Genomic DNA, 13,899 nt, shown 5'->3' with positions numbered 1-13,899 from the left:
ATGTCATCGATGACCTGGTGCAAGTTACAACGCCTCTTGCTCGGTAGAGTCGAACTCGGACACGGACACGATGATCAGACCAACCTACGCCATCGCAGAGACTGAAGGCTCAGCCCCTGGCCCCGGCTTCCAGTCCATGTCGCGCGCGTTGATCGGCTCGGCGCACTGATCACACACCAAAACCGGCTGTGACACCTTGCCGCAGGGCCTGTGCATCAACACCAACGGTGGTCCCTTGTCCTCGTCCAGCCAGCGGTCACCCCAGCGCATGAGCAGCACGATAGCTGGGTACAAGTCGACCCCCTTTTCCGTCAGCCCGTATTCGAAGCGCGGAGGACGCTCCAGATATTGATGCCTCTGTAGCAGGCCGTTGGCGACCAGCTTTTTGAGACGGTCGGTCAGGATGTTGGGCGCGGCCGCCAGGGTGGTCTGGAATTGATCGAAGCGGCGCACGCCAAAAAACGCTTCCCGCAGGATCAGGAAGGTCCAGGCGTCGCCAACCTGCGACAGCACCCGCTCGATCGAATCCACCCGCGGGCGTCGCTGCGCGACCGGGACCTCGGGGCGTGATCCGGTTGATTTCTTTTTATTAACTTGCATTTTGATAGCGTCTGTGTAACTATTCATTCGATTGTGACTGGTTGTGCGCCCAGGTGCAAGCCCGTCGCTGCAACACATCCCGAACTCAAGGAGCAAGCGGATGAGCAACGATCTGATCATTGAACAAAACGGTGACGCCATGCTGCTGACGCTGAACCGTCCACAGCGGCGCAATGCGCTGTCCATGTCCTTGTCCGCTGAACTGGTCGGCGCCTTCGAAAAAGCGCGCGACGCCACCGACATCAACTATCTGATCATCAAAGGCGCGGGGGAGCACTTCTGCGCCGGCGACGACATCACCGAAATGCCCAAATGGGGCAATGCCAATGACGTCATGCGCCGCGTGCGCTACTACCAGCACATGGCGAACACGCTGGAGGAGTTGGACAAGATCACCATCGCAGCGGTCGACGGCATGGCCGTTGGCGGCGGCTTGGAGATCACCATGGCCTGCGATTTCGTCATTGCCACTGAGCGGGCTCTCTGGGGCATGCCGGAAGTGGATGTGGGCATTACCCCGGGCTGGGGTGGCACCACGCGCATGGCGCGCCTGATCGGTCGGCGCATGACCAAGGAGATCAACCTGATCGGCGCCTTGCACGGTGCGCGCCGCGCCGTGGATCTCACCCTGTGGAACCGGATCGTGCCGATCGGCGCGCTCGATGCGGAAGTGAATCATCTGTTGGAGGTATTCCGGGTGAAGAATCACCAGGCCGTGAGACAACTGAAATTCATCATCAATCGGGGAGTGGAGTGCGATTTGTACACCGCGCAGGGCTTCGAGGCGCTGTCGGGCGCGCTCTCCGGCGCGGTCAACGGCGCTTGGCAGGTGCCGGATGCGGATCAGGGCAACGGCGTCGTCGATTTCGCCAGCAAGAAGGGCAAGTGGGATCAACGGCGGCCGCTGGCGCGCAATTTCTGGGTCGACTGACCATCAATGCAAACACACCCACGGGAATAACAATGAGCCATTGGACAACGGCCGACATGCCGGATCTGAAGAACAAGCTGGCGGTTGTCACCGGCGCCAACAGCGGCTTGGGGTTTCACACGGCGCTCGAACTGGCGCGCAACGGGGCGCAGGTGGTGCTGGCTTGCCGGGGACGCGAGAAAGCCGAGTCTGCAATGAACGCGATCAAGGTTGCAGTACCCGGTGCGCAGCTCGAGTTCATGGCGCTCGACCTCGCCAATCTCGATTCCATCGCTGCATTTGCGAAGGCTTTCAAAACCAGGCATCAGAAGCTGGATATTCTGCACAACAATGCCGGCGTGATGGCGTTGCCGCTGGTGCGGACCAAGCAAGGCTTCGAGATGCAGATCGGCACCAATCATCTTGGCCATTTTGCTCTTACCGGCCTGCTGCTGGATGTATTGCTGGTGGCCTCTGCCGCCCGCGTGGTCAGCACAGCGAGCCTTGCACACAACTGGACGCGCAGCATGGACTTCGGTGACCTGAACTGGGAGCGCAAGCGCTACAAGAAGTGGGACGCCTATGGCAAGAGCAAGCTGGCGAACCTGCTGTTTACCTACGAGCTGCAGCGGCGCCTGAGCAAGGCGGGGGCCCGGGCGATCAGCGTTGCCGCGCATCCGGGTTACGCCGCCACCAATTTGCAATTTGCCGGCCCGGCGATGGAGCAATCCGCGCTCGGCCGCTTGTTCATGCAGATCGGCAATGCGCTGCTGGCGCAATCCGCCGAAATGGGTGCGTTGCCCCAGCTCTACGCAGCCAGCATGCCGGATGTGCGCGGCGGCGAATACTACGGTCCGGGCCGCATGGGCGGGAATCGCGGCGACCCCAAGAAGGTGGGCTCCAACCAAGCCTCGCGCAATGAAGACTCCGCGCGCCGCCTATGGGCGCTGTCCGAAAAGCTGACCGGCGTGCGCTATCTGAGCGAGTGATCCTTCAACTTGGGAACTGGTGTCGTCGCCTGTGGTAGATTTGATTGGTCTGCCCCGAGCGGGCAGTCGTCAGCGGCCGGTCGGGGGGTCGGACTGTGTCACTCGGTCCGTATGGGCGCTATCAGGCCGTTGAAATACTGGCGCGTCGCGCCGGGATCGGCGACGATGTCAGGCAACGACGACCATCGGTGAGAGAGAAAGCATGCGAGGAGCCGACGGCACCAACGAGGCGCTGTTCAGCACGGTGAAGTTGGAGGAATTTGTTCCTCAGAGCCATCCGCTGCGCCCGATCCGCAAGTGGATGAACGATGCGCTGTCGAAGATGGGCACGAAGTTCTCGGCGATGGTCGAGGCCGACGTGAAGGAGGGTCGGCCGAGCATCGCGCCGGAGAAGCTGATGCGGGCGATGCTGCTGCAGGTGCTCTACAGCGTGCGTAGCGAGCGGCAACTCGTCGAGCAGATCTCCTACAACCTGCTGTTTCGCTGGTTCGTCGGTCTGTCGATCGAAGACACGGTGTGGAACCACTCGGTGTTCAGCAAGAACCGCGACCGGCTCATCGAGTTCGACGCCGTCACGGATTTGTTCAACACGACGGTGGAGATGGCCCAGCGACGCGGGCTGCTGTCGGGCGAACACTTCAGCGTCGACGGCACGCTCATCCACGCCTGGGCCGGGCAAAAGAGCATTCGGCGCAAGGACCGGCAGCAGCCCACACCCCTTCAAACTGCGCAAGAGTGCGCGCTGCGACCGGAACCCCAGGCCCGAGTAGGATACCGATGTTCGCCACAATGCCGATCCCATCGGGGCAGGCGAGACACGACAGCCTGACACACCCTTGATTGACGCAATTACGGCCACGGGTATCCATACTTGCTGTGATACGTGTCGGCACGGAACAAACTGGAAAATCAATAATGCGACCCATTCGTTTCGCCGTGATCGCTACCGCATGCACCTTCTCCCTTATGCCCTTCGCATATGCACACTCCTTCCCGAAGATCGAGGTGCCGCCAATGAACGGCACAGTGAAGAGCGTACCGACACAAGTTGCAATCACCTTCACTGAGGAACTCAATGCGCATTTCAGTGGAATCAGGGTGGAGAACTCGAAAGGCCAGCGTGTTGATACCGGTGCCGGCCACCTCGCCGCGAATCATCTGCTGTTCACTGTCGCGCTGAAGCCGATCGGGCCTGGCACCTATACGGTGCTGTGGCACGCCCTGTCGGACGACGGACATAAGACACACGGAGAATATCGTTTCACCGTCGCGCCCTAAAAATGACTGAGGGCGAGTTGACTCGCGGCATCGCGCGCGGGCTACATCTGGCAGGTTCTCTTTCGATTTTTGGTGCGGCTCTGTTCCGGGCCGTCATTGCGCCACCCGTCCTGGATCTAGTTGATGCTGCCGCTGTGCGACTCGTGAACCGCGGTATCGCCCGTGTGGTTCGGTCGAGTCTGCTGGTGGCGTTGATCGCCGGCGCGCTCTGGCTGCTGCTGGAGGCCGTTTATATCGGCGGCTCCAGCAATCTCGAGGCCGTGTTCGGCTTCGTCTGGCCCGTCTTACGGGAGACGAATTTCGGACGGCTGTTGGTGCTGCGCTGCGGGCTGATTGTGCTGGCGGTGCTGGTCTTTGGTGATGGTGCGGGGCAGCGCCGGATGGGCATAGCTGCGCTGCTGGCCGGTGCGGCAGCGGCAACTGAATCCGCACTGGATCACGGCGCGGCAATGCCCGGTAGCCTCGGCATATTTCTGTGGGGGAGCACCGCGATCCACATCGTTGCCGCTGGTGCGTGGCTCGGTGCTCTGATGCCGCTCTATTGCGTTGTCGACGCCGTGCCGCCCGCAGCGGCACAGGATGCTTTGCGCCGGTTCTCGCCGCTGGGTGTGCTTTGCGTGTCGGCAATCGCTCTTACCGCGCTGGTGCAGGGCGTCGTGCTGGTCGGCGGGCTCAATGGGCTGTTGTTCACCAACTACGGTCAAGTTGTTTTAGTGAAAATTTTGTTGTTTTGTTTGCTGTTGTGCTTGGCTGGGATCAATCGTTATTGCTTGACGCCACGCCTTACCGGGCCGGACGCAGCGATGACGCAACAGCACCTCCGAATCAGCATCGCGGTCGAAATAGCGACTGGGCTTGCGGTGCTGCTGGCCGCCGGCATCCTGATGAATCTCATGCCGGGAATGGATCGGCAGTCGATGGGGAGTGGTTGATCGGGGTGCCGGCGTCCGCATAGGGGTTCGACGGACCACCAAGCCTGAACGTATCAGGCGCTTCAGGCCGCCCGTGTGGATGTCACACAACTGTCCCAAAGGTAAGCAGGCCAGATCGTTGTGAAGGTGCTTCTGGCCAAACTGAGGCAGGGTATGAAAAACCCGCCGAAGCGGGTTGATTCATCAATATTCATGAGAAAAGTTTGCGTTATCGAAAGATGCGCTCTATCTCAACTTGTTTAGAAACGATAGTTAACACCGATGAGTAGCGTATCCAAACTTGTTCCAAGACCACCTGAATTGGGTACAAATTGGTATTCGGTGCGTATGCTCATCGCCGGTGTCAAGCTATAGGACAACCCCAAACCAAGCAGGGGGTCGGTTCCGCTTGCGTTGTGCCTGCCAGTCGGGCTCTCGGTCCAATGTGCCAGGCCCAATCGCCCAAGGAGATGAATATGGTTTGTAAGTTGATAACGACCGAGGCCACTCACACTCCACATCGTCATTTCATAGCCCATCAATGATTCGTAGCCCGCCTCCAATCCTAACGATTGATTCAAATCATAACCGGCCGTAAACCCGAAATCAGATGAATTTCCATATCCAGAGGTTGTCGTTTTTGCAATGTTTGCCCCGAAATTAAACCCAGTACTTGCGTTGGCCAATGGGGCGGCTAAAATCGTCGCAACAGATATTGCCATCATAACTAACTTCGTCGATTTCATCAATTGCATTCCATTCAGATTGAAGAATATTAATCCCCACGCAAATCCGAAGAACGTTAGCGCGCATGCTCATTTCGCGTGAGATGTTGATTTCAAAGCGTCACGGAAAATAAACTGAAATATTACGCGTTCATTCACGCCATTTCCATGACGCCAAGATGACGATTTCGTCATCTGCGATACTGTTGTTGGCAGCAGAACAGGTATCGCAGCACGTTTGGGTGGCTATCGATCGACATCAAGCGTAGGCATCTTCCTTGGACTGGAGCACAAAAACCGCTTGCGTTTGCGTGCGTAGGTCAGATCCCAGAAAGTCTGGCGTAGCGCCCTCGTTTGAGCCAGCATTTGCGGCTCAAGCGAGGTGCGTTGGCCTGGTTCCCGGATCCACATTTGTGTTTTTGCCTACAGCCCGACATGTTGCTGCGTCAAGCGCGCGAGGCCTGGGCGTTGCGGCCAGTGCCCAACGTTTCGCGAGCACCATTGGCCTAGCTGGCGCACAACGCTGGCTGCGCACCGGATGCCCATGGAAGGCACTGCCCAAGGAGCGCTTTGGCAGTGCCAACGCCGTGCACCAGCGCTTCCTCGATTGGGAGCGTGCAGGGGTCTTTGCATCGTTGTGGAAGGCTGGGCTGGCCGAGTATGACGCGATGGAGGGCATCGCCTGGCGCTGGCAGAGCATCGATGGGGCCATGTTCAAAGCGCCCCTGGCGCAAGAGGCTGTGGGTCCCAACCCCACGGACCGGGGGAAAAAAGGGCAGCAAGCGTCACCTTCTGGTGGACGGGCATGGCGTCCCCTTGTCCCTCATCGTCACCGGGGCCAACGCCCTTGACGTCGCCCAGCTCGATGCCGTGCTGCAGTCCATGATGGTCAAGCGCAAGAGGCCCGCGCGCAGGCGCCACAAGCACCTGTGTGCGGATGCCGGCTATCGCGTCAGACCTGCGCATGCCACCATCATTTCGCATGGCTACATCCCCCACGTGGTGAGTCGCCGCCAGGAGGCCGACACGAAGAAGCGCAGCCCAACCAAGAAGGCACGCCGATGGGTCGTCGAGGTTTGTCATAGCGGGTTCAACCGCTTCCGTAAATTGCTCGTGCGTTACGAAAAACTTGAGCGCAGCTTCCTCGCCCTGAACCATCTCGCTGCTGCCATCATCGCCTTTCGCAAGGTGCCGCTGAAGGTCAATATTATTTACGGATCCCAGGTGGAGCAATCGGGATGGATCAGCACGGCTGGGGGCAGGTTCAGGCTCACGACAAGCTTCAACCCCTGCGCGTCCCAAGCTTGAAGCTGGGTCAGGGCCTGGTGCAATCCATCCCGAAAGAGGCGCACAAGCTCCGTCGCGCCGAATCCGGGCAGGAACTCCGCGGGACTGGCCAGCGTGCCGTCCTCCAGCCGCAGGCGCGCCAGGGCCTCGACCAGATCGGGTTTGCCGCAGCGCAAATCCACCACCGGCTGGTAGTGCAGCTCCAGAGCCCCGCGATACAGGCGATCCCGCAGCGCATGCCGGCGTTCGGCGGAGATCGGCGCGAATCGCTGTTCCCGCGAGGTCTCATGTTGCCGCTCGCTCACCAGCAGGCCCAGGGCCGCCAGAAACGTTCGCGCCGAGGGGGTCTCGAACACGCCGGGGTAGCGGCCAAACAGGATCAGCACGGCGAACACATGGCCCTGCGCATCCTTCAGCGGGACTGCCGCGCTGCTGCGGATGCCGGCGGCCTGGGCGGCGTCATGCAGATCGGCCACGGCGGGGTTGCCGGCATAGCTGGTCGTCGTCTCGATTGTTTCGCTGCGCCAGGCACGCAAGTAGGCGAGTTGCTGGGCGTGCGTGCCAGGATCGGTCACCCGCGGCATCAGGTGGCGCTGGTCGATGGCCTGCAAATAGGGCTCGAACCCCCCGGCGGTGTATTCGAAGACGAACTGTCCACCGCTATCGGGCCGCCCGAGTTCGACATATTTTTACGCAACCTGTTGATTCACCGATGTTTTGGCGATGGAAATTGGCACTACAGGGCGGTGTCGAAGGGTTCTTTGGCCGGGATGTTGAGTTGAAGTTGGTCAAACAAGGCGAGCTGCTCGGAGCTCAGTTCAGTCAGCCCGCTGGCAGCGCCCTGGCCGGCGATGCGGACCTGGTGAAGCTGGATGTGGCGAGCGATCTCGAGCGCGCGCTCCGGGGAGTAAGGGCTGCCGGCGGTCTTGAGTTGCATGCGCAGCACGCGATACAGCACCAGCGCCATGAAGCAGATCAGGGCGTGGGCCCGAATGCGGTCGGGCAGGCGGTGAAACACCGGGGCGATCTCGATCTCGGATTTGAGCACCCGGAACCCCCGCTCGATGTCGGCCAGCGATTTGTAGCGCGCGATCACCTCCGCGGGGTCGAGGTCTCGGGTATTGGTCACCAGCAGCAGCTTGCCGTCATGGAGTTCGGCCCGCGCAAGCGCCGCCTCGTCCACGGTGTAGGCGAACCGATCCGATTGCAGATCCACCTTGATGATCGACCCAAGGTGCGCATCGCTGACGGCGCGAAACAGCCACGCCTTGGCGCCCGAGTCACTCAGACGCCGCCCCTTGAAGGCGGCGCCGGCGTCCTGGGCGTCGAGCTTGCCGGCTCGTTGCTGGGCCTCTTGCACAATGGCCTCGATGGTCTGACGCCGCTTGGCGCTTTGCTGCACCAGCGTCCAGGCCATTGAAGCCGCGCTGGCCCGCAGCGCAACCGCTGTGTGCATTGCGGCAAACCGCATGGGTCGATGGAGCATCTGTGCATTGGACGGCAGGAGTAGGAGCGGGCCCCGGTCGTGGTCTGTGTGCCTTGTGCCTGGTCGTTGCAGGTGGCGGTGTCGCTTGCTCTGGCCAACATTCCCAATGGGACCACGCAGGATGAGTTGGATGAGGTCTATGAGGCCCATCCGCTGTTGGCGGATGGCATCCCATCCGCGGCATCTGCGCTGAGGCTCCTGTTGCGCGGCATGCGGCTGTTTGGCACCGACTGCGGCCTCGCGGCGCTTGCAACAGCGGCCGCAGGACTTGCGCCAGCGGGACTGGCAGGTGTTGGCGCAGGTGTTGGACCCGGCTCTGGGTCTGCTGGAGGCCAGCCCGGCGCGCATCCTGGCCAGCGTGCGCCGGTTGCAGGCGCTGGGCTTGCTGGTGGCGGGAACAAGGGCAGGGTGGCGGTTGACCTGGCGGCTGGATCCGGGGTTGGAGGTGGGGCTGACGGTGCGGCGCTTTCGGCGTCACCACATCATCTTTATGCGGCTGTGGGCTCAGGCGGTGGTGGAGCCACCCTTGCGCGATCCGCTCACGCGTGATTTGCTCAATGGGATGAATGACATCGAGCGCGCGCTGACGGGGGTCTTGCGTAAGCGGCTGGCGAACCCATCTTTTCAATGAGTCGGGGCTGAGTGAAGCTTGGGTTTTTTCGGAGACTCCATGCGAACAGACAAACTCAGTGAGGAGCGGATTCGCGAGATTCTGGCACCTTGTCGATGAACTCAAGGCCAGCGGGTGTGAGCGCCGAGGTTTTTGCCCACAGCCAAGGCATCAGCTACGGTTAGATTCGCGGCTGGCTGTCGCACGCACCGCGCTGGCGAGCCCAACTCGCTGGCCTGGCCCAGCCACCACGGCGCAGCGCCTTCGTGCGTGCCCAATGCAGCCCGCTCCCGGCGGCGGCGGCGGGCGGAAGTCCCCACCCAGGACGCGCCCGCATCACCTGCGAGGTTGCCCAACGCCGCGCCCAGATCGACTGGCCCGTGGCTCATGCGGCTGAGTGCGCGCAGTGGCTGCGTGCCTGGCTGGGGTGAGCCATGCTGCGGATTGAGGCCATCTGGCTGGCCGTGGGCAGCAGTGATCTGCGCGGCGGCATGGACAGCCTGCTGGGGCTGGTCATTGCCCGGTTTGGATCGGCCCAGCCGCACCACGCCTATGTGTTTGCCAACCGCCGCGCCACGCGGCTGAAGGTGCTGGTGTACGACGGGGCGGGGATCTGGCTATGCACGCGCCGACTGCAAGAAGGCCGGTTTGCCTGGCCGCAAGACGACCGGGGTGACCTGCACCTGAGTGAGCAGCAATGGAACTGGCTGGCCGCCGGTCTGCCCTGGCAGCGCATGAGCGCGCACGCCATAGCCGGTGCCATTGCCGTGGTGTAGCCCCCAAGCGCTTGTCGATCGGGACAACTCCCGATTCTCGCGCGTGCGCGCGAGAGAGAGAGAGGAGAGAGAATTGGCCTATGCTCGACGCTCTCGATTGCGACCGACTCCAGGCCCTGGGCGACGATCCGGCCGCGCAGTACGCGCGATCCATCATTGAGCAGTTCAGTGTCGAGATTGCGCATCAGCGTGCCAAGCTCCAATTCCAATCGACCAAGATTGCAGCGCTGAGCTTCGAGTTGGCGCGCCTCAAGCAATGGCGCTTCGGCCAGTCCAGCGAGAGCCTGGGCGCCCCATGCTTCACCGCGCGGCATCATCATCTGCATAAGGATTCCTGCGCATTCCGCTGCCGCGATGATGCCGATGGCCTGCTGTTGCGCAGCAGCGAGGGCCAGCCTTTTCTCTGTCTGAACGGCACACAAGTTCAGTCCGCCGGACTGCAGGCACTCCTTCACGAGGCCCCCGCTTTGCGCCAAGCCGGTGTCGAGCGGATACGGCTCTCCCCTTGCAGCCAGGGGTTTATCGAGGTGATCGAGCACTTCGAAGCCGTTTACAACCAGGGAGCTACGGCCGAAGATGCTCTGGTCAGCTTGCGCGCCCTGAGCTTGCCTGGCAGCCTGATCAATGGTTATGTCCATCATCAGCCCGGCATGTTGTTCGAACCGAACAGCCTTTGAGCCTGGAGCGCGCTGCCAAGTTCAATCTCGCGAAGGAACCCGTGATGACGCCAAGCCCTCGGAGAATCGCAGCGATCCCGGACGCCCCGCCATCTCGCGCATTCTTGTCCTGACTGTGGGCGGCGTCAACTATCCTGGCCGGCGCCACCTCGGGTGTTTGACGTCGAAGCGCTGGTCAGGCCAGGGATGAAGGATACGGGGCCGCGGTAGCCAGTCCGCAGCAAGTTTGGTCATCCGCTCCCAGGTCATCCGTCCTTCTGGCTTCGTCGCCGGAGCGTACGCCGCCATAGGTCTGTGACGTGGTAGCGGAAGGCCCCTATCGCCCGTGAGTTGGTAGGCACTGCGTGGTACGCGAAGTAGCCTTGCACCACCGACCGAAGCCACCTCCCTTGTGAGGGAATGGGGCCGTGCATGCGCCGACGCAACTGCGCTTTGATCTCCTGAAGCGTGGCCCTCATGCGGTCGCCCCGACTCTTGCGCTGGAGCTGGAAAGCTCCGCGCTGGGACTTGCCGCAAATGAAGATGAACCCCAGGAAGGTGAACGTCTCTGGCTTGCCAAGCCCGTGCCGCTCTCGATTCGGTGCCGCAAAGCGGCCGAACTCCAGCAGCCGGGTCTTGTCTCCGTGCAACTCGAGCGCGAACTGCGCGAACCTCTCGCGCATCGCATCCCAGAAGCGCCTCGCATCGGCTTCAAGTTCGAAGCCCGCCACGATGTCGTCGGCATAACGCACGACGATCATCTTGCCGGTGGCCTCTCGCCGGCGCCACTGTGCAGCCCAGAGATCGAAGACATCGTGCAGAAAGACGTTAGCAAGCAGCGGGGATACCACTGCCCCTTGCGGGGTGCCTGTCTCGCTGACGCTCCACGTCCCGTCCTTCATTACGCCCGCCTTGAGCCATTTGCGCACAAGGCGGATGACGCGCGCATCTCCGATGCGATGTTCCAGGAATCGAACCAGCCAAGACGGGTCGATCTTGTCGAAGTCGCTCCGAATGTCGGCATCCAGAATCCAGTTCACACGCGCAGCGCGAATCCCAACTGCCAAGGCATCAAGGGCATCGTGCTGACTGCGGCCGGGCCGGAACCCATACGAGAATCCGAGGAAGTCTTCTTCGTAGATCGCCGTGAGTACCGTGACCACCGCTCGCTGGACGATTTTGTCTTCCATGGCGGTGACCCCCAGTGGTCGCTGCTTGCCATCAGCCTTCGGAATGAACCGTCGCCTGACGGGCTGCGCCCGGTACGTGCCACCATGGACTCGGCGGTGAAGACCTCGAAGGTCATCTCCTCGAGATTGGCCTCGTAGTCCTGCCACGTCGCGCCGTCCACTCCGGGTGCGGCCCAGCGCTTGAGCGCCAGGAATGCATCCGTCAGTAAATCGACTGTGACATGGTGCAGCACCGCCGTGAATCTCTCCTTCTTCCGCTGCTTCGCAGCGCGGCGTACACGGTCCAGTCCCTGTGACACACTACCGCGGCTCTGCGTCCGTCGCGTGTGTGAGTGGCCCGTGTTCCCCTCGGCCCCCGCCCTTGGCTCCGCCCACTCCGCCGCCGGTCGCCCGGCCTTGTTCGCAGGCTTCGTCGCTACTATGGCGAGGTCTGATTTCTCCCATCTGTTCATCATCGGCTTCGGCTCCTCGCCTTCCCGATGCGGGCCGCCGGCTGGTACAGCCGCCGCCGGTCAGACTGGAGATCTCCCGGTTCCCGCGCATGGAGCGTGCGCACATGCCAGGGTCTGCGACAACGCTGGGTCATCCGAGCGCTTGCGATGGCGTGCTCGAATGTATAGCCTTCCGCAACTTGAACAGCGTTGGCACCCGGGATATCAACTCTGTCGTGGCTCAATGGCTGGCCTATGCGTTCCCCTGCCGACGCTTCGCAGGCATCCTCGCGGGTGCCTGCGCACGGCTCGGGGCCGATGTGGTTCGCTATGCCTTCATCGCGGTGGACTTGCACCACTTACTCCATGCCGGTCTCCCGGCGCACTCAAGATAGTTGACGCCGGCCAATTTTGAATAAGGCACTCCAGAATTGAGTAGGCGGTACTGCCACTTCTGTTCGCGGCATGATGCAGTGTCATTTCTTGATCCGGAGCAAGGCAGAAACAGAGACCCCATCTAAACTGGTAAACTAAATACCTACATAGGGTAGTCAGCCCATGACCACTATTGAAGCCACTGGTTGCTCGCTACTTCTCGATGTGCAGCATTCGAAGGTGATGCCCGCGCCGCTATGGCGCAGTGCAAGCGCCAACGCCAAGGCAGCCATCTTCAAAGCAGGAAACATAGCCGAACACATCTCCACGCTCAGCGAGGGCGAGTCGCTGTATAACCGTGGTGAACCCATGGGGGGGCTCTATGTCTTGATGCGCGGGGTCATTCTGGTGTCGCTCAAACAAGATCGCAAAAAAACCAAATCACGCAAGGTTATGGATCTTGCAATGGAAGGCGACGTGCTCGGGGCTGCTGGATATGCAGAAGGGGTGCACACGGCGGACGCGCTTGCAATGCGCAGTTGTACAGCGAGCTTGATCATGCCTCAGGCATGGGCGAGGACAGTAGAACGCGACAGCAGTCTACCGACACTGGCCATGCTGGCAGGCTCTGAGTTAAGCCGCGCTTTGCGCCACAACATGCGTCTGCGGCTAGGCGCTATGGCCCGTTTGGCGGACTTCATCCTGCAGATAGACGAAAAACGGGGGTTGGACGCGCCGGGGGCAGGCCTGTCACTGCCATTGAGCAAAAGAGACTTGGCCAACTATCTGGATTTGTGGCCAGAGACCCTAAGTCGGACTTTCAAAAAAATGGAAGCGTTGGGGTGCTTCCGGCGCGTGGGGCGCACGCATTTGTATGAACTTGACTCGCTGGGTTTGCGTGAAATCCGCGCCACGTCTAGGTGCCGGCAGGCCTAATGACATAGGACGATCACGAGCCGGCATTACGAGCCCGAGTTGCCTCGCCAACAAAGATCCTGAACGCCGTGCGTTTCTACAAGGCAAAGAGCATGGACGGCGTCAATCAGGATGGCCGGCGGACAAGATGATGATTGTCGCGCCCCATAGAGCCGGACAAAAGGCATATTCATTCGGCGCCGCATGCTTTTGATGCCATGCTGGCATTGGCAAATTCGCATTTCTTGCCTGACTGACCTTGTTTGCGGCACGCCCCCAGAAGTGGCTCGCAAATCTGAACAAGTCTTCTCCTGGCGAGCTACGCCTACACGCTGATTATCAACCTACGTCGGCTGGCCCTGCAAGGCACCGAACTGCCGGGCGCTTGCGCCGCCACCATTCGCATCCGCCTGCTCAAGATCGGCGCCGCTGTCGTGCGCAACACGCGTCGCGTGCGCCTGCTGCTGGCCTCCAGCCATCCGCTCAAGCACGTCTTCCTCGGCGCCGCTCGCGCGCTGGCCCCCTGAGTATCCCAAAGTGCTGTCCCCGGCGCGCTGAACTACAACGGGGGCAAGGGGGTGGTGGTGCGCGCACAGTGGCTCATCCACCACCGCCAGCACCTCCAGAGCCGACCCCCGCCCGCATTCACTGGCCTCAGTGCCCAAAGCCGCCCATGCCATGGAATTCATGAAATATTCAGGCTAGCGCCGACGGCCCGAAAGAAACTGTGACGGTAGGCGCAGGTAGGCCTCCCGGGTTC

10 protein-coding genes and 6 pseudogenes are annotated in these 13,899 nt (G+C 61.3%); 11 read left to right on the top strand and 5 right to left on the bottom strand.

Annotation, left to right across the window (positions count from 1 at the left end; translation table 11 throughout):
* Positions 1-84: 84 nt before the first annotated feature.
* Positions 85-531, bottom strand: coding sequence for a helix-turn-helix domain-containing protein (locus THIX_RS15270; protein ID WP_013106970.1), 447 nt, complete (start codon positions 529-531; stop codon positions 85-87).
* 169 nt (positions 532-700) lie between these two features.
* Here THIX_RS15270 and THIX_RS15265 point away from each other — a divergent pair, with 169 nt between their 5' ends.
* The 5 genes and pseudogenes from THIX_RS15265 (at position 701) to THIX_RS15245 (ending at position 4,709) form a co-directional block, all read left to right on the top strand.
* Positions 701-1,531, top strand: coding sequence for an enoyl-CoA hydratase/isomerase family protein (locus tag THIX_RS15265; RefSeq protein WP_112486870.1), 831 nt, complete (start codon positions 701-703; stop codon positions 1,529-1,531).
* 32 nt (positions 1,532-1,563) lie between these two features.
* Positions 1,564-2,499 (top strand): oxidoreductase, encoded by a 936-nt coding sequence (locus THIX_RS15260; RefSeq protein ID WP_112486869.1) that lies wholly within the window; start codon positions 1,564-1,566, stop codon positions 2,497-2,499.
* Positions 2,500-2,701: 202 nt separating this feature from the next.
* Positions 2,702-3,199: pseudogene (locus THIX_RS15255) on the top strand (transposase); the annotation flags it as partial.
* A 215-nt stretch (positions 3,200-3,414) separates the two neighbouring features.
* Entirely contained in the window at positions 3,415-3,777 is a 363-nt protein-coding gene (locus THIX_RS15250) for a copper resistance protein CopC (protein WP_112486868.1), read from the top strand.
* A 2-nt stretch (positions 3,778-3,779) separates the two neighbouring features.
* Positions 3,780-4,709 carry a CopD family protein gene (locus tag THIX_RS15245; RefSeq protein WP_112486867.1) on the top strand — a complete coding sequence of 310 codons (930 nt, stop codon included), beginning with the start codon at positions 3,780-3,782 and terminating at the stop codon, positions 4,707-4,709.
* Between the two features lie 239 nt (positions 4,710-4,948).
* Here the strand turns inward: THIX_RS15245 and THIX_RS15240 are convergent, their stop codons facing one another.
* Positions 4,949-5,434 carry an outer membrane beta-barrel protein gene (locus THIX_RS15240; RefSeq protein ID WP_158540915.1) on the bottom strand — a complete coding sequence of 162 codons (486 nt, stop codon included), beginning with the start codon at positions 5,432-5,434 and terminating at the stop codon, positions 4,949-4,951.
* 506 nt (positions 5,435-5,940) lie between these two features.
* Here THIX_RS15240 and THIX_RS15235 point away from each other — a divergent pair.
* A pseudogene (locus THIX_RS15235) lies at positions 5,941-6,631 on the top strand (IS5 family transposase); the annotation flags it as partial.
* On the opposite strand, the gene THIX_RS15230 reads toward THIX_RS15235, so the two are convergent.
* Together THIX_RS15230 and THIX_RS15225 are read right to left on the bottom strand one after the other, a co-directional pair.
* A complete protein-coding gene (locus tag THIX_RS15230) occupies positions 6,625-7,284 on the bottom strand; it encodes an EAL domain-containing protein (RefSeq protein ID WP_233224756.1) in 660 nt (219 codons plus the stop codon). The pseudogene THIX_RS15235 and the gene THIX_RS15230 sit on opposite strands and share 7 nt — an antisense overlap.
* A 152-nt stretch (positions 7,285-7,436) precedes the next feature.
* Positions 7,437-8,099: pseudogene (locus THIX_RS15225) on the bottom strand (IS1634 family transposase); the annotation flags it as partial.
* Between the two features lie 334 nt (positions 8,100-8,433).
* Here THIX_RS15225 and THIX_RS15215 point away from each other — a divergent pair.
* From THIX_RS15215 to THIX_RS15200, 3 genes and pseudogenes are all read left to right on the top strand, one after another.
* Positions 8,434-8,817 carry a hypothetical protein gene (locus tag THIX_RS15215; RefSeq protein WP_112486864.1) on the top strand — a complete coding sequence of 128 codons (384 nt, stop codon included), beginning with the start codon at positions 8,434-8,436 and terminating at the stop codon, positions 8,815-8,817.
* 413 nt (positions 8,818-9,230) lie between these two features.
* Positions 9,231-9,572 (top strand): IS66 family insertion sequence element accessory protein TnpB, encoded by a 342-nt coding sequence (gene tnpB, locus THIX_RS15205; protein WP_112486863.1) that lies wholly within the window; start codon positions 9,231-9,233, stop codon positions 9,570-9,572.
* Positions 9,573-9,652: 80 nt separating this feature from the next.
* Positions 9,653-9,859, top strand: a pseudogene (locus tag THIX_RS15200) (IS66 family transposase); the annotation flags it as partial.
* A 519-nt stretch (positions 9,860-10,378) separates the two neighbouring features.
* Here THIX_RS15200 and ltrA read toward each other — a convergent pair.
* A pseudogene (ltrA, locus tag THIX_RS15195) lies at positions 10,379-11,873 on the bottom strand (group II intron reverse transcriptase/maturase).
* A gap of 534 nt (positions 11,874-12,407) precedes the next feature.
* On the opposite strand from ltrA, the gene THIX_RS15185 reads away from it, so the two are divergent.
* A complete protein-coding gene (locus tag THIX_RS15185) occupies positions 12,408-13,160 on the top strand; it encodes a Crp/Fnr family transcriptional regulator (protein WP_112486862.1) in 753 nt (250 codons plus the stop codon).
* Between the two features lie 284 nt (positions 13,161-13,444).
* Positions 13,445-13,666 (top strand): annotated as a pseudogene (locus tag THIX_RS15180) (transposase); the annotation flags it as partial.
* Positions 13,667-13,899: the final 233 nt, after the last annotated feature.

Source organism: Thiomonas sp. X19, assembly GCF_900089495.1.
GTDB lineage: Bacteria > Pseudomonadota > Gammaproteobacteria > Burkholderiales > Burkholderiaceae_C > Thiomonas_A.
Note: the sequence above shows the minus strand (reverse complement) of the source record. Positions and strands in the feature narration are given on the sequence as shown.